This window comes from Arthrobacter sp. 2YAF22_2 (assembly GCF_052114645.1).
Taxonomy (GTDB): Bacteria; Actinomycetota; Actinomycetes; order Actinomycetales; family Micrococcaceae; genus Arthrobacter.
Window position 1 is genome coordinate 1 of record NZ_JBFRFD010000002.1, and the last position, 14,819, is coordinate 14,819.

The 14,819-nt window shown below is 68.7% G+C and carries 14 protein-coding genes; 5 read left to right on the forward strand and 9 right to left on the reverse strand.

Annotation, left to right across the window (positions count from 1 at the left end; translation table 11 throughout):
* The 4 genes from AB4Y86_RS00165 to AB4Y86_RS00180 all read right to left on the reverse strand — a co-directional run.
* On the reverse strand, window positions 1-890 hold an 890-nt coding region (locus AB4Y86_RS00165), incomplete at its 3' end, for a biotin/lipoyl-containing protein (RefSeq protein ID WP_441399343.1).
* Between the two features lie 10 nt (window positions 891-900).
* The gene (locus AB4Y86_RS00170; RefSeq protein ID WP_441399344.1) at window positions 901-1,881 is read right to left on the reverse strand and encodes an alpha-ketoacid dehydrogenase subunit beta; all 981 of its coding nucleotides are present in this window, start codon (window positions 1,879-1,881) and stop codon (window positions 901-903) included.
* Complete coding sequence (gene pdhA, locus AB4Y86_RS00175) at window positions 1,878-3,152, reverse strand: pyruvate dehydrogenase (acetyl-transferring) E1 component subunit alpha (RefSeq protein WP_441399345.1); 1,275 nt, start codon at window positions 3,150-3,152, stop codon at window positions 1,878-1,880. Before pdhA ends, AB4Y86_RS00170 begins: the two co-directional genes overlap by 4 nt.
* A 148-nt stretch (window positions 3,153-3,300) precedes the next feature.
* The gene (locus tag AB4Y86_RS00180) at window positions 3,301-4,419 is read right to left on the reverse strand and encodes a histidinol-phosphate transaminase (RefSeq protein ID WP_441399346.1); all 1,119 of its coding nucleotides are present in this window, start codon (window positions 4,417-4,419) and stop codon (window positions 3,301-3,303) included.
* 59 nt (window positions 4,420-4,478) lie between these two features.
* Here AB4Y86_RS00180 and AB4Y86_RS00185 point away from each other — a divergent pair, with 59 nt between their 5' ends.
* Window positions 4,479-4,910, forward strand: coding sequence for a phage holin family protein (locus AB4Y86_RS00185; RefSeq protein WP_441399347.1), 432 nt, complete (start codon window positions 4,479-4,481; stop codon window positions 4,908-4,910).
* Between the two features lie 61 nt (window positions 4,911-4,971).
* Here the strand turns inward: AB4Y86_RS00185 and AB4Y86_RS00190 are convergent, their stop codons facing one another.
* Both AB4Y86_RS00190 and AB4Y86_RS00195 read right to left on the reverse strand, forming a co-directional pair.
* On the reverse strand, window positions 4,972-6,444 hold the full coding sequence (locus AB4Y86_RS00190; protein ID WP_441399348.1) for a hypothetical protein: 1,473 nt from the start codon (window positions 6,442-6,444) through the stop codon (window positions 4,972-4,974).
* Window positions 6,444-6,740, reverse strand: a complete 297-nt coding sequence (locus tag AB4Y86_RS00195) for a hypothetical protein (protein ID WP_441399349.1) — start codon at window positions 6,738-6,740, stop codon at window positions 6,444-6,446. The genes AB4Y86_RS00190 and AB4Y86_RS00195 overlap by 1 nt, the downstream gene beginning before the upstream one ends.
* 161 nt (window positions 6,741-6,901) lie before the next feature.
* On the opposite strand from AB4Y86_RS00195, the gene purB reads away from it, so the two are divergent.
* The 4 genes from purB (at window position 6,902) to AB4Y86_RS00215 (ending at window position 11,453) form a co-directional block, all read left to right on the forward strand.
* Entirely contained in the window at window positions 6,902-8,344 is a 1,443-nt protein-coding gene (purB, locus tag AB4Y86_RS00200) for an adenylosuccinate lyase (protein WP_441399350.1), read from the forward strand.
* A 109-nt stretch (window positions 8,345-8,453) separates the two neighbouring features.
* Entirely contained in the window at window positions 8,454-9,359 is a 906-nt protein-coding gene (locus AB4Y86_RS00205; RefSeq protein WP_441399351.1) for an endonuclease/exonuclease/phosphatase family protein, read from the forward strand.
* 27 nt (window positions 9,360-9,386) lie between these two features.
* Window positions 9,387-10,055 carry a histidine phosphatase family protein gene (locus tag AB4Y86_RS00210; protein WP_441399352.1) on the forward strand — a complete coding sequence of 223 codons (669 nt, stop codon included), beginning with the start codon at window positions 9,387-9,389 and terminating at the stop codon, window positions 10,053-10,055.
* Between the two features lie 198 nt (window positions 10,056-10,253).
* Entirely contained in the window at window positions 10,254-11,453 is a 1,200-nt protein-coding gene (locus AB4Y86_RS00215) for an alkaline phosphatase family protein (RefSeq protein ID WP_441399353.1), read from the forward strand.
* A gap of 85 nt (window positions 11,454-11,538) precedes the next feature.
* Here the strand turns inward: AB4Y86_RS00215 and AB4Y86_RS00220 are convergent, their stop codons facing one another.
* The 3 genes from AB4Y86_RS00220 to AB4Y86_RS00230 form a co-directional block, all read right to left on the reverse strand.
* Window positions 11,539-12,729, reverse strand: a complete 1,191-nt coding sequence (locus AB4Y86_RS00220) for a 4-hydroxybenzoate 3-monooxygenase (protein ID WP_441399354.1) — start codon at window positions 12,727-12,729, stop codon at window positions 11,539-11,541.
* 107 nt (window positions 12,730-12,836) lie between these two features.
* A complete protein-coding gene (locus AB4Y86_RS00225) occupies window positions 12,837-13,616 on the reverse strand; it encodes an IclR family transcriptional regulator (protein WP_441399355.1) in 780 nt (259 codons plus the stop codon).
* A 107-nt stretch (window positions 13,617-13,723) separates the two neighbouring features.
* Entirely contained in the window at window positions 13,724-14,776 is a 1,053-nt protein-coding gene (locus tag AB4Y86_RS00230) for an FUSC family protein (protein WP_441399368.1), read from the reverse strand.
* Window positions 14,777-14,819: the final 43 nt, after the last annotated feature.

Here is a 14,819-nt window from a genome sequence, read left to right on the forward strand (position 1 = left end):
AAGATGCTGACGTGCGGGGCCGCGAAAGCCGACTCGACCATGGCGCGGGCGGTGGCCTTGCGGACGCCCTTGACCGGGATGCGTTCGATCCGCTGTTCCTGGGGGCGGCCGGTCTTGCCCCAGAACGAGTCCGCCTGGTCCAGCTCGGCGTCTCGCTGGGCCTGGTAGCTCACGAGGTCTTCGCGGGTCACCTCGCCGCGCGCGCCGGTGGGGACGACGTCGGCCAGGTCGATGCCGAGGTCCCGGGCGATCTTTCGGACCGGAGGTTTGGCCAGGACGCGGCTGACGAGGCCGGTGATGGCTCCGCCCAGGCTCTGGCGCTGGTCAATCGCCTCCGCGGCGGCGGCAGGAACCGGCGGTTCCACGGGGGAGACGGCCTCCGGGCTGATCCAGATGTCGTGGGTTTCGATTCCCGCCCGCTCGGGGGCCGGAATGGAGGCGGCCGGAACCGCCGGCGCGGAGACCCGACGCCGGCGTTTGACGGCGTCGGCCTTCGGTCCGGACCCGACCAGCGGGCCGGCAGTCGGGGGTCCGCCGGCATCGGAGGTGTCCGGCTCCAGTTTTCCGTACATCGGTGTATCTGCAGGGGCGGCCGGGGACGGGGCGGCAGCCGCCACGGGACGCGCGGCCGGGGCGGGTTCTGCGGCGGCCGCGTCAGAAACGCTGATGATCGGCGTCCCGACGTCGACCGTCACGCCTTCCTGGACCAGAAGTTCGGCGACGGTGCCGGCGTACGGCGAGGGGAGCTCGACGAGGGACTTGGCGGTTTCGATTTCGCACAGCACGTCGTTGACTGCCACGGTGTCGCCGGCCTTCACCTTCCAGGACACGATTTCCGCCTCGGTCAGGCCCTCGCCCACGTCGGGAAGGTTGAACTTGTTCACGGTCATGGATTCCCCGTCAGTAGGCGAGGGCGCGTTCGAGCGCCTCAAGGATGCGGTCGATGTCCGGCAGGTAGTCTTCCTCCACCTTGGCCACCGGGTAGGGCATGTGGAAGCCACCGACGCGGATGACCGGGGCTTCGAGGGAATGGAAGGCCCGTTCGCTGACCCGGGCGGCGATTTCGCCGCCGATGCCGCCGAAGGTCGGCGCTTCGTGCGCCACGACGAGCCGGCCCGTCTTCCGGACGGAGGCCGTGACCGTGTCGAAGTCGATGGGCGAGATGGAGCGCAGGTCGATCACTTCGACGCTGTGGCCGTCCTCCGCGGCTGCGCCGGCGGCGGCGAGGGCCACCGGGACCAGCGGGCCGTAGGCCACGACGGTGGCATCCGTGCCGGCGCGCAGCACGTGGGCCTCGAACGGGTCCGCGGACGCACCCGGCGAATCCGTGTCGACCTCGCCCTTGAGCCAGTAGCGCCGCTTGGGTTCGAAGACGATCACCGGGTCCAGGCAGTCGACGGCCTGCTGGATCATCCAGTAGGCGTCATGCGGGTTGGACGGGGTGATGATGCGCAGCCCGGCTGTGTGCGCGAACAGCGCCTCCGGGGACTCCGAATGGTGCTCGATCGATCCGATGCCGCCGCCGTACGGGATGCGGATGACGACGGGGACGGTCAGGTTGCCGTTGCTGCGTGCATGCATCTTCGCCAGTTGCGTGGTGATCTGGTTGAAGCCCGGAAAGACGAAGCCGTCGAACTGGATCTCGCAGACCGGCCGGTACCCGCTCAGCGCCAGGCCGATCGCGGTCCCGATGATGCCGGACTCCGCGAGCGGGGTGTCCACGACACGGTCTGCGCCGAACTCGCCGAACAGGCCGTCGGTGACGCGGTAGACGCCGCCCAGCGGTCCGATGTCCTCGCCCATCAGCAGGGTGCGGGGGTTRTTGTTCAGCGTCGCCCGCAGGCCCTCGTTGATGGCCTTGGCAATGGTCATGGTGGTCATCGGCTGGCCGCCTTATCTGCTTCTGCCTGCTTGGCGGGTGCCTGCTCGTCGGTTGTCTCGTCGGCGAAACCTGCGCTGTATTGCTCGAACCACGCCAGCTCTTCGGCCACCAGCGGGTGCGCCTCGGCGTAGGTGTTGGCGAACGCCGTCCGGATGTCCGGGGTCTCCAGGTCATGGGTGGTCCTGCGGACGTAGGCAGCGAGCTCGTCGCCGTCGGCCTTGACCTGGTCGAAGAACGCGTCGTCGGCGAGTCCTTCGGCGCGGAGGTATTTCTCGAGCCGCTCCAGCGGGTCCTTCGCCCGCCACTGCGCTTCTTCCTCGGAGCCGCGGTACTTCGTGGGGTCGTCGGCGGTGGTGTGTGCCCCGACGCGGTAGGTGAAGGCCTCGATCAGGACCGGGCCCTTGCCTTCGCGGGCATGCTCGAGCGCCCACTCGGTGACGGCGTGGACCGCGATCACATCATTGCCGTCCACCCGGATGCCGGGAAAGCCGTAGCCCTTGGCCCGGTTGGAGAGCGGAATGCGGGTCTGCACCGCGGTGGGGACGGAGATGGCCCAGTGGTTGTTCTGGCAGAAGAACACCACGGGGGCGTTGTAGGACGAGGCGAACACCATGGACTCGTGGACATCGCCTTCGGAGCTGGCTCCGTCGCCGAAATAGACCATGACTGCGGCCTTCGGATCGGGCGCCCCGGCCGCGGATTCCCCCGCAGCCGCTTCGGCCGCGGCAAGCTTCTGGTCGCGCTGGATGCCCATGGCGTAGCCGACGGCGTGCGGGGTTTGGGCGGCGAGGACCAAGGTGTAGAGGTGGAAGTTCGTGTCCTTGGGGTTCCAGCCGCCGTTGGACACGCCGCGGAACTGGCGCAGCAGTTCGGCCAGGTCCACGTCGCGGGTCAGCGCGACGCCGTGCTCCCGGTAGGTGGGGAAGAGGTAGTCCTGCGGCTGGCTCGCCCGGCCGGAACCAATCTGGGCGGCCTCCTGGCCGGTCAGCGGGACCCACAGAGCCAGCTGGCCCTGACGCTGCAGGGCGGTGGCCTCCACGTCGAAGCGCCGGATCTTCGCCATGTCGGCATAGAAACCGCGCAGTTTCCCGGCGTCGAGCCGCGCGGCGTACTCCGAGAACGCCGGATCGGTGCCCAGGGTGCCGTCCGGGCCCAGCAGCTGGACCATCGGGACGGCAGGGTCGCCGAGCACTGCCTCGGCTCGCGCCTCGAGCTGGTCGTCCGCTTCGCTTCCGTCGAACTCGGTAGAGGGCAGTTGTGTGGCGCCCATACCGTCTCCTTGCCTGCCGCACCCGAATGCGCCGCAATCGCTGGGATATATGCCGGCCAGGGAATGCATTCCCGTCTCAGCATATATTTTGGCTTAACTCGTCCTTACTTTATCCGCAGCGGGCTGCCTGCGGGCTTCGTGTGAAGCGCTAGGAACGCCGCGGCGGTTTTGTATAGATCGCACACAAGTCGAGGAACCTGGTGTTCGCCTCTGCTTCGCCGATACTCACCCGAACCCCGTCATCGCCGAAGGCCCTGACCGAGAGCGCCCGTTCCCCGGCCAGCGCGGCGAATTCCGCACTGTCCGCGCCCAGATTCAGCCAAAAAAAGTTTCCTTGGGCGTCCGGAACGAACCAGCCGAGGTCGCGCAGCCCGGCCGTCACGCGGTCCCGTTCGTCGACCAGGCTTTGTACCCTTTCTACAACCTCGTCGATGTGCTGCAGCGACGTGACGGCGGCCGCTTCGGCGATCTGGGAGACCGCGAACGGCGTGGCGGTGACTCGCAGGTGCTGGGTGATGTCCGGCTGCGACACGCTGTAGCCCACGCGCAGACCGGCCAGCCCGTGCGCCTTCGAGAAGGTACGGAGCACGACCACGTTGGGGTACTTGCGGTACATCTCAAGGCCATCGACAGCGTCGGCGGCCCGGACGAACTCCTGGTAGGCCTCGTCAATGACCACCACGACGTCCGAGGGCACGCTTTTGATGAAGTTCTCGGTTTCCGCTGCGGTGAGAATGGGGCCGGTGGGGTTGTTCGGCGTGCACAGCAGGATCACCCGGGTGCGGGCGGTGACCGCGGCGGCCATCGCGTCGAGATCGTGGCGGCCGTCTGCGGTCAGCGGGATCTGCACGCTTTGCGCGCCCGCGAGGCCCACGCTGATGGGGTAGGCCTCGAAGGAGCGCCACGCATAGATGACCTCGTCCGCCTTCCCGTCGTCGTTCTGGCCGGCGAAGGTGGCCAGCAGCTGGTTGAGGGCCCCGAGGCTCCCGCCGCCCGTGACAATGTCCTCTGCCGGGACGTCCAGGAACCCGGCAAGCGCCCCGCGGAGTTTGCTGCTCAACGGGTCCGGGTAGAGGTTGATATCGGTTTGCGCGGCGATGGCCTGCAGCACCGCAGGAATCGGAGGCAACGGGTTCTCGTTGGAAGACAGCTTGTAGCTCACGAGCCCTTCAACGGGGACCGGCGGTTTGCCTGCCGCGTAGCGGGGAAGGAGGTCCACCACCGGCCGCGGGCGGAGCCCCATGGCCGGGTTGTCAGATAAAGTCATGCCCCCTAGCCTACTTCGCCGCCCCTCCCGCGGGACGGCTCATATGACAGCATGGGGCCATGCGTTCATTCATTCTGCGGGTCGTCGTCAACGCCCTGGCCCTTTGGATCGCCAGCTGGATCCTGCAGGGCAGGATCAGCGTCTCGAGCGCTGCGACCGCCGGCGCCGTTGCCGACAGCGGCGTCACGCAGGGTGCCGACACCGTCGGGATCATCCTCGCGTACCTGTTCATCGGGCTGATTTTCGGCCTCGTCAACGCCCTCGTCAAGCCGCTGGTCAGCCTGCTGTCGCTGCCGCTGACCATCCTCACGCTGGGTCTGTTCACGATCGTCATCAACGCCGCAATGTTGTACCTCACGTCCTGGTTGAGCGCCTACACACCGGTGCACTTCACCATCGACTCCTTTTTCTGGACGGCAGTGGTCGCGGCCATCATCATCACTGTGATCTCGCTGGTCGCTGGCCGGCTCCCGGGCGGCCGGCGCCGCTGACGGGCACGCGCGCCGGTAGCCGGCACGCCTGCTGGGGTTCCGCCGGCCAAGGGCGGACCAGCTAGCCGGGGACGCCCTGCGGCTCCCGCGCCGCGGTGGGTCCGAGCGCCGGAGCGGGCGGTCGCGCCGGCGGCGGGGTGTCTGCCCCGCGGTTCGGCCCCGGCGCCGTGACCGCGCCCCGCGCCGGCAGAGCCTCGCGCCGCAGGGAAAACCTGGTCACGGTGGCGGTGCCACCGCCCCCAACCACGGCTGCCAGTGCCGCGGTGGATGCCAGCAACGACGGGTCCCGGCTCGCCGAGACCGCTTCCGCGCCGGCCGCGTAGTTTTCCAGTCGATGCCCGGGGCCGAGGCCAAAATCCTGCGGCGGGGGCATGACCAGGCTGTTAGTCAGCGTGACAGTGACCCTGTCCTTCGTGTCCGCGTTGGCCTGTCCGTCAGCTCCCGGCACCCAGTCATGCTGGTGTTCCAGGTGCAGGCTGCCGATCCCAGGCTCGGGGGTGATGCCGCCRACCGGGGAGCCGGCGGTGAGCACGTACTTGAGGTCAAACTCGGCGAGGAAAGCTTTGTCATCGCTCAGGTTCATGGCGTGGATGCCGCCCTGGCTGTAACCCACGGCGGCAAGCTGCTCGCCCGCCGTCGCGCCCGCCTCCCGGAGCGCTTGCCGGATGGCCGCGGTGGTCTCCACCGAGTCGTAGCCCAGCGCTTCGGCGATGCCCGCCGTGTCGAACGGGTTGGTTCCCTCGGGCAGGCCGCCCAGCTGGGTTCCGGGCACGATCACCACCCAAGCACGGCCGCTTCCGCCGTCGACCTTGATGATCTCGATATCGCCGCTGTTCCGGCCCACCGCTTCCGCGCGGCGCAGCAGGCCCGCGGGCGTCAAATCAACGGCCTCGGCCCCGGTATGGCTGCCGATGACCGTGACCGGCCGCGGTTCCAGGAACCTCAGCCCCGGTGCCATCGTCAGCTCCCGGACCGTGCGGCGGACGTCGGTGGGGCCAGCCAGCGTCCCTACCAGCGCCGCCAAGGGAACGGGCAACCCCAGCAGCAGGGCCAGGCCGTGCGGAGCCAGGGCCACCCCGCGCTCGACCTGGTCGCGGACGCCGGGGAGCTCGAAGGGCCCCTGGGCTGAGCCGTACTCCGGACCGCCCAGCCCCATCCGGAGCAGCAGCGCGTTCCGGGCTTCGGTGAACTCGTACTCCCGGTGGCTGGCCCGGACCTGGGCCGCGATGTGCTCCAATTCGGCCCTGACCCGGCTGACATCCCGCCCCGCCTCCCCCACTGCGATCATGGCGTTGCTGCCGCTGCGGTAGGAGTCGGGCTGGTAGCCGAAGAGGGCGCGACGGACGCCGTCGGCCTCCGCCTCCAACGCGTACAGCCGGCGGACCACGACGTCCAGGGCGGCCGCCCCTGCCAGCAGCTCCTCGAACTGGAAGCTGAGGCCGCCCACCCCGCCCCGGATCCGCAACATCCCGTCCGGGGCCGGTGCCGACGGGCGGGGCGCCTCCCCGGAGCCCGCCGGAGTAATCTCCGCCATCAGTATCCGGGCCGTCCGGACGAGAGCGTCACCTGCTGGGCGTGCCGCTGGACCGCTGCCGCCGCATCCAGCAGTCCGCCCCGGGCCCGCCGCAGTGATGCGGCCTGAAGCGAAACCGTCGTCCGGTAGGCACGGCCCGCCGGGGACTGCCAGGTCTGAAGTTCCAGCCCGACCAGCCCGGCGAGCACGGCGCCCGCCTGCTCCGCACAGGAGGCCATCCTGGCTGCCAGTTGCTGGACTTCGTAACTGCGCGAGGCGCAGGCCGCCGCCTCAGCTGCCGTTAACGTGCCGCTCATGGCCGAGGCTCCTTTCGTTGCCGTTTGTCCCGGGTTCGACGTTAGGTTCCAGTCACCGGCGTCGTAAGCGGTCCCGAATGCTATGTGGAAAAGCTGCCGACGGAGTGTCACATGCCAGGGTGCGCTTAAGGCCCGGCCGCACTTCGTGAAAGAATCGGACCATGCCTGAAACTGCCGCCACAGCCGAGACCCGCACGCCGTCCGGACGCCTGGCCCTCGCCGCGTCCGACCACTCGATCGCTCTCGGACCGCTTGACGGCCGCTACCACTCGGCCGTCGCACCGCTGGTGGACTACCTCTCCGAGGCCGCCCTCAACCGTGACCGCGTCGCCGTCGAGGTTGAGTGGCTGATCCACCTGACCAGCAACAACGTGCTGCCCGGCGCCGGTCCGCTGAGCGCCGAGCAGCAGGAGCAGCTGCGCGCCATCGTTAGCGAGTTCGACGCCGCGTCCGTGGCCGAGCTGGCCGAGATCGAAGCCGTCACCGTGCACGACGTCAAGGCGGTGGAGTACTACATCGGCCGCCGGCTTGCCGGCATCGGAATCGAGCGTCTGACCGCCATGGTGCACTTCGGCTGCACCTCCGAGGACATCAACAATCTTTCCTACGCCCTGGGCATCAAGGGTGCCGTGCAGGACGTCTGGCTGCCCGCGGCGCGCAGGCTCGTCGCGCAGATCAGCACGATGGCCGAGGCCAACCGGGCGGTGCCCATGCTGTCCCGCACGCACGGGCAGCCGGCCACGCCCACCACGCTGGGCAAGGAACTCGCGGTGATGGCGCACCGGCTGACCCGGCAGCTGGACCGCATCGCCCGGACCGAATATCTCGGCAAGATCAACGGCGCCACCGGCACGTTCGCGGCGCACGTGGCCTCGATCCCCGGCGCCGACTGGGAGCAGGTCGCCCGGAGCTTCGTGGAAAACCTCGGCCTGGACTGGAACCCGCTCACCACCCAGATCGAAAGCCACGACTGGCAGGCTGAGCTGTACGCCGACGTCGCGCGCTTCAACCGGATCCTGCACAACGTCTGCACGGACATGTGGAGCTACATCTCGATCGGCTACTTTGCGCAGATCCCCGTGGCAGGCGCCACCGGGTCCTCCACAATGCCGCACAAGGTCAACCCGATCCGGTTCGAGAACGCCGAAGCCAACCTGGAGATCTCCTCCGGGCTGCTGGATGTGCTGGGTTCCACCCTGGTCACTTCCCGCTGGCAGCGGGACCTCACCGATTCCTCGTCGCAGCGCAACATCGGGGTGGCGTTCGGCCACTCCCTGCTGGCCATCTCCAACGTGGCCAAGGGCCTGGACCGGCTGGACGTCGCGGAGGAGGTGCTCGCCAGGGACCTGGACACCAACTGGGAGGTGCTCGGCGAGGCGATCCAGATGGTCATGCGCGCCGAGGCCATCGCCGGCGTCGCGGGYATGGAAAACCCGTACGAGCGGCTAAAGGATCTGACCCGCGGCCAGCGCGTCGACGCCGCCCGGATGCAGGAGTTTGTCCAGGGCCTTGGCCTGTCCGCGGATGCCGAGGCCAGGCTGCTGGCCCTGACCCCGGGAACGTACACCGGCCTCGCGGACAAGCTGGTCGACCACCTGGCGTAGGAATGGCGGCGCCGAGTTCACCTACCGGCGGTCCGCCGTTCACCCGGCCGTCAAGGACTGGCCAGCTCAACCGTGGAGGCTTGGGCTGTTACCGACACGAGGAGACCCCTTGCCGAGCGACACTGCGGCGACAGCACGGACAGTTCTGACCCGCCCCGGCCCCGCCATAGCGGCAGCAGCCGGCACAGGATCCGCCACGGCAACCGAGAGGGCCGAGGCCGCGGCGTTGAGCCTGATGAGCTTCAACATCCGCTGTGACATTGCGGAGACCCTGCCGGGTCAGGCGGACTACTGGCCCGAGCGTGTTCCGGCACTCCGGGCCGTCCTGGCCGAGGAACTCCCGGAGGTCCTGGGCATCCAGGAGGGCCTGGAACACCAGCTGACAGTCATCGGGGAAGCGCTTCCGGGCCACTACCGGATGATCGGCCACGGCCGCGAGGGCGGGAACCGGGGCGAACACTCCTGCATCTTTTACGACTCCCGCCGCCTGACGCTGCAAATGTGGGACCAGTTCTGGCTCTCGGACACCCCCACCGTGGCCGGCTCGGCAACGTGGGGCAATGACGTCACCCGGATCGCAACCTGGGGCAGGTTCGAGGACAGCTGCACCGGACGGGAACTGATGGTGCTCAACACCCACTTTGACCATGAATCCGAAAATGCCCAGCTGCGCAGCGCCGAGGCCATCATCGAGCACGCCACGAGCTTCGAGCCCGGCCTGCCGACCGTCCTGATGGGTGACTTCAACGCCGACGCCGGGGCCTCCGGGGCGTACAACACTCTGGTGGGCAGCGGCGCCTTCAAGGACTCGTGGGCGGTCGCCAAACAGCGGCTGACCCCGGAATACGGGACGTTTCCGAATTACAAGGACCCGGTGATCGGCGAACGCCGCATTGACTGGATCGCCGTGACGCCGGACATCCAGGTCGCCGAGGCCGCGGTCAACACCTTCCGCCTTGACGACCGTTACCCCAGCGACCACGCCCCGATCCAGGCCACTGTCAGGATCCCGTGACCGGCCGCGGCCGGTAACATCGCTGGCATGAAGCTTCTGCTGATCCGCCACGGCCAGACCCCGGGCAACGTGCTCGGCCAACTGGACACCGCCCACCCCGGGCCGGGCCTGACAGTGCTCGGCGAACGCCAGGCAGGCGCCCTGGCGCGTTCCTTGGCGGAACAGCAGATCGAGCTGCTCTACGCGTCCACCTTGGTCCGCACCCAGCTCACGGCCACCCCGCTTGCCGGCAGCCGCGGGCTGGACATTCAGGTACTGGCGGGGCTGCGGGAAATCGAGGCCGGGGCGCTTGAAAAGCTCACCGACCGTGAATCCCACCTGCGTTATCTGGGGACGGTCTTCGCCTGGGCAGCGGGCGAGCTGGACCGCCGGATGCCTTCGGGCCCCAGCGGCCACGAGTTCTTCGAGCGCTACGACGACTCGATCGCGAGGATCGTGGCCGCCTCCACGGGCGGGGATGACGCCACGGTCGCGGTGGTCAGCCACGGCGCCGCGATCCGGGTGTGGACCGGCCTGCGCGCCGCCAACGTGGACGCGGAGTTCGCGGCACGGCACATCCTCGCCAACACCGGCATCGTGGCCCTCGAAGGCGATCCCGACGCCGGCTGGCGCCTGATCCACTGGGACGCCAGCCCGGTGGGCGGCCTGGCGCTGGCCGACCCGACGGCCGAGGATCCCACCGGCCGTCCCGCCTAAGGCACCTGGCGCCCAGCTTCGGTCCCCAGGCCGGGATCGACCACTCGTCCTGCTATGCCAAGACGATCGGCTCGTGCACTGCCGGGCACACGGCCATGGTGTGAACTCGCTGTGAATGCCCGGTAGCCCTTGTCCCGCCGGAGTGCAATGGGCTTTGCTGGAGACACGGACCAACGCGTCGAGAGAAAGCCGCCACGCATGAGCCGGAACCACGCCAGCAGCCCGGGCCGGATCGCCGCCGGCCGAATTCCGGGCCTTTTCCTTGCCGCCGCTCTCGTCGCCGCCGCGACGGCGTGCACGCCTGCCACGCCGCCGCCCAGTTCCACGGGCACCAGCGCCCCGGGGACGACGGCGGCCGCCGCGCCGCCGTCGTCGTCGCCGCAGACGTCGCCACCGCCGCAACCGCCGACACCGCCCGCCGGCGGCCCCCAAACCGCCGGGAAACCCGGCCATGTGTTCGTGATCAACCTCGAGAACAAGGGCTATGACAAGGTCTGGGGCACGGGCTCCGAGGCGCCGTACCTCTCCCAGACGCTGCGTGCCCAGGGCGTACTGCTGTCGGAGTACTACGCCATTGACCACAGCTCCAGCCCCAACTACCTGGCCCAGATCTCGGGGCAGGCGTCCAACCCGATGACACGCGACGACTGCCGGACTTACGTTCCGTTCACGCAGACCGGAACCTCCGCCCCGGGCCAGGCGGAAGGCACCGGTTGTGTCTATCCTGTCTCGGTGCCCACGGTCGCCGGCCAGCTCAGCTCGGCCGGCAAGAGTTGGAAGGGTTACATGGAGGACATGCAGACCCCGTGCCAGCACCCTAAACCCGGCGCCAAGGACGACCACCAGTCCGCCCGGGTGGGGGACCAATACGCCACCCGGCACAACCCCTTCGTCTACTTCGAAGCGATCACTTCGTCGCCGGATTGTCAGAACAACGTCGTGAATTTCACTGCCCTGACCCAGGATCTGAAATCAGCCGACACGACGCCCAACCTGTCCTACATCTCGCCCAACCTCTGCAACGACGGCCACGACAGCCCCTGCGTCGACGGGAACCCGGGCGGCCTCGCGGCCAGCGACAGTTGGCTCCGGCAGCAGGTGCCGGCCATTCTCGACTCCCCCGCGTTCAAGAAGGACGGGATGCTGGTCATCACCTTCGACGAGGCCGACGGCCAGACCACCGGATCCGCCGGGATTCCCGGCGGTGCCGCCGGCGGGAGAGTCGGCGCCCTGGTGCTCTCCCCGTTCACCCGGGCCGGAACGTCGTCGGACACGCAGTACAACCACTTCAGCCTGCTGGCCAGCATCGAGGACGCCTTCTCGCTGCCCCGGCTGGGCCTCGCCGGAGCCCCCGGCCTGCAGGGCTTCGGCGCAGATGTGTTCGACGCCGGGTCCTGATTTTCCTGGCTCGCGCGGCCTCACGCACCCTGGCCCCGCCCGGCCACCTGGCCCAGCCGGCCCCCAGCCGGCTCCCAGGAGCGGATCAGCCGGCGGCGGGCCAGCCGGTGTAGGCCTCGGCGAGGTAGGCGCGGCCGAATCGCGAGGAGACCACGGAGTTGAGTTCACCGAGCTGCCGGGCGCGGGCGAAGTCGTCGGCGCCGGCCGGGGTGTGCAGCATGGACGTCATCCAGTAGGAGAAGTGCTGCGCCTTCCAGACCCGGTCCAGGGCTCGGTCGCTGTACAGGTCCAGGAGCATGGTGGAGCCGGTCTTGTAGAAGCTGTCCAGGCCTTCGAAGAGGACCCGCACGTCATGGATGGCCAGGTTCAGGCCCTTGGCCCCGGTCGGCGGGACGGTGTGCGCGGCGTCGCCGGCCAGGAACAGCTTGCCGTGCCGCATCGGGGCATGCACGAAGCTGCGGAACTTCAGGACCGTCTTGTCGATGACCGGGCCCTCCTTGAGCTCAAAGCCGTTGCCGTTCACCCGGCTGCGGAACGCCTCCCAGATGCGTTCGTCGCTCCAGTTGGCGACGTCCTCGCCGGGGTCGCACTGGAAGTACATCCGCTGTACGGTCTCGGTCCGCTGGCTGATGAGTGCGAAGCCGTTTTCCGAGTTGGCGTAGATCAGTTCGTCGGAACTGCGCGGCGCCTCGGCCAGGATACCGAACCAGGCGAAGGGGTACTCGTGGAAGTACCACTTGCGGTCCGCCTCCGGGATCTGCAGGCGGCAGTGGCTGCGCGAGCCGTCAGCGCCGGCGATGAAGTCGGCCCGAAGTTCGAACTCGGTGCCGTCTGCATCGGTGAACCACACCGTCGGCGAGTCTTCGATGCCGTGGACGCTGGTGTCCGTGACGCCGTACCGGACGTCGCCGCCGTCGGCTTCCCGGCGGGCGGCGAGGTCCATGAAAACATCGGTCTGCGGGTAGAGCCAGACCGATTCGCCCACCAGGTCCTGGAAGTCGATGCGGTGGCTTTCGCCGTTGAACCGCAACTCGATCCCGTCGTGGCGGTCGCCGTCGCGCAGCACGCGGTCGGAGACGTCGCTGTCCACTAGGAGGTTGACCGTGCCGTGTTCGAGGATGCCCGCCCGGACCGTTTCCGAGATTTCCTGCCGGCTGCGCAACTCGATCACGGTGGACTCGATGCCTTCCTTGGCCAGCAGGTGGGAGAGCATGAGCCCGGCCGGGCCGCCGCCCACGATTGCCACCTGGGTGGTGATGACTTTTCGGGCTGCCATGGTGTCCTCGCTTCGTTGCGGGGCCCGGAACCGCGCACTGGTGTGCCGTGGTTCGGGACCGGATGGGTCTTCTGGCTAACAGTGTGCCCCCGGAGCGGTGATCCGCGTTACACACCTTCCATTGAACGGAAGTCAGTGGAGGCGCCTGCATCCCCGAGCCTGCGCCCGATGCCCCGCGCCGCGGTCTGCAGCGCCGGCACCAGTGCCTGCAGCCGCATCTCCCGCAACGGAACCACGACGCCGAGCGCGGCGACGGTCCGCTTCCTCGCATCCCGGATCGGTACCGCGATCCCCCAGGTGTCCGGGTCCACCACCCCGGCCAGTTCGGCGTAGCCCTGGCTTGCCGTCTCGGCCAGCAGCGCGCGGAGGTTCCCGGCGGAGACCTGGCCTGCGGGATCGGCGAACTGGCGCAGGTAGGCCGTTTGTACCGCGACCGGCTGATGGGCCATCAGGGCGAGCCCGGCCGAGGACAGGTGCACGGGCATCCGGCCGGCGACTTTCGCCCGGTTCGCCACCGAGCCGCGGCGGGACAGCCGCTCCACGAACAACGCTTCCCAGCCGTCCAGCACGGCCAGGTTCACGTTCTGGTTGAGCACCTGCTGGATGTCCTCCATCAAGGGCATCGCGGCTTGCCGCAGGGCCAGGGTGGGTGAGTTCCGGTTGACCAGCTCCCATAAACGCATCCCCAACCGGACCGAGCCGCCGCCGCCCAATTCCACGAGTCCGTGCCCGGCCAGTTGCCGGACCAGTCGGTGCGCGGTGCTCAGCGGCAGCCCGGCCCGGTCCGCGAGGTCGGACAGCTGCAGGGATGCGGAGCCCTCGGGAAAAGCCTCGATCAGGCGCACCACACGGTCCACGACCGAGTCCCCCGAGCCCGAGTTAGCCACGTATCCCGCGTCCGTAAACAGTTGCTTGCACGGGACAAGTCTTCCATTGACCCAAGTAACTCGCACTTGTTGGCGTTAAGACGCATCAAAACGGCAACAAATGCCAGTCAGTTGGGCCGGGCGACGGGGCGCGAGGCGAGCCGGCGCCAGACTGCGGGGGCCAGCACGACGGCGACGCCGACGGCGGCTCCGATGACGGTCTCCAGCAACCGGTCCCGCAGGAGAATTCCTGCCGGTACCGGAGCCACCAGCAGGGTCGAGATCAGCGCCAGCGGGGTGACAAAGACCTGGGCCAGCACATACTGGCGGGCGATGAACATTTCGGCGCCGAACTGGCACGCCGCAATCACCAGCACGGTCTGCCAGGGGGCCGGGTGCAGCAGCAGGATCATGGCCAGCAGACCAAGCCCCACCACGGTGCCGAAGATGCGTTGCACCCCGCGGCTGATCCGGTGCCGGGTGCTGTGTCCCACCAGCGGGACGACGGCGGCCACCATGGCCCAGTAGTTGTGGCCGAAGCCGAGCCGCTCCCCAACCACGGTGGCGAGGGTGCCGGCCAGCCCCGCCGCCACGAGGTAGCCCAGCGCTTCAAGCCAGGCCACGCGACGCTCCACGGCCGTCAACCGGACCCGCCGTGGCCACGACCACGTCTGGCGGCGGCTTCGGACCACCCGTGAGGACAGGCCAACCAGCAGTGAAAACAGGACCGTCAGGACCGAGACCAGCATTCCCTGCCAGAGCGGCGGCTGGTTGGGGATGGAGGCGATGGCTGCGAAGGCGAAGATGTGAAACAACGATCCCGCCGGGCGGAGCCGCCACCACGCGACGATCAGGGAGCAGCCTCCCGCCACCAGGGTGGTCGCGACGACCTGCAGCCAGGTGCGGTCCGACGGCGACAGTGCGAGCGCCGTGCCGGCCCGGGCCGTCAGGGCGCTGAGCAGGATCACGGCGAGCATCAGCGTGCCGGCCCGCACCTGCAGGACCAACCTCCGGCCGTGAGGTTCGTTCCGCCCGTAAATGCCGGTGAAAGCGCCAAAGGAAGCAAAGATTGCCAGATCCAGCCGGCCCAGCAGCACCAGGGAGATCAGCGGGACGAAAACGCCGACGGCGCAACGGATCGCAACCTGATGGTCCTTGTTGGCTGGGGCGATGCTGAACATCTCGGTGAGCAAGTGCGCGGGCTTCACAGGTGGAAGGGGCCTT

Excerpts from the sequence above, each read along its gene's own strand:
- pdhA (WP_441399345.1), bottom strand. The coding sequence starts at position 3,152 with ATGGGCGCCACACAACTGCCCTCTACCGAGTTCGACGGAAGCGAAGCG.
- AB4Y86_RS00210 (WP_441399352.1), top strand. The coding sequence starts at position 9,387 with ATGAAGCTTCTGCTGATCCGCCACGGCCAGACCCCGGGCAACGTGCTC.
- AB4Y86_RS00220 (WP_441399354.1), bottom strand. The coding sequence starts at position 12,729 with ATGGCAGCCCGAAAAGTCATCACCACCCAGGTGGCAATCGTGGGCGGC.
- AB4Y86_RS00195 (WP_441399349.1), bottom strand. The coding sequence starts at position 6,740 with ATGAGCGGCACGTTAACGGCAGCTGAGGCGGCGGCCTGCGCCTCGCGC.
- AB4Y86_RS00215 (WP_441399353.1), top strand. The coding sequence starts at position 10,254 with ATGAGCCGGAACCACGCCAGCAGCCCGGGCCGGATCGCCGCCGGCCGA.
- AB4Y86_RS00180 (WP_441399346.1), bottom strand. The coding sequence starts at position 4,419 with ATGACTTTATCTGACAACCCGGCCATGGGGCTCCGCCCGCGGCCGGTG.
- AB4Y86_RS00230 (WP_441399368.1), bottom strand. The coding sequence starts at position 14,776 with ATGTTCAGCATCGCCCCAGCCAACAAGGACCATCAGGTTGCGATCCGT.
- AB4Y86_RS00185 (WP_441399347.1), top strand. The coding sequence starts at position 4,479 with ATGCGTTCATTCATTCTGCGGGTCGTCGTCAACGCCCTGGCCCTTTGG.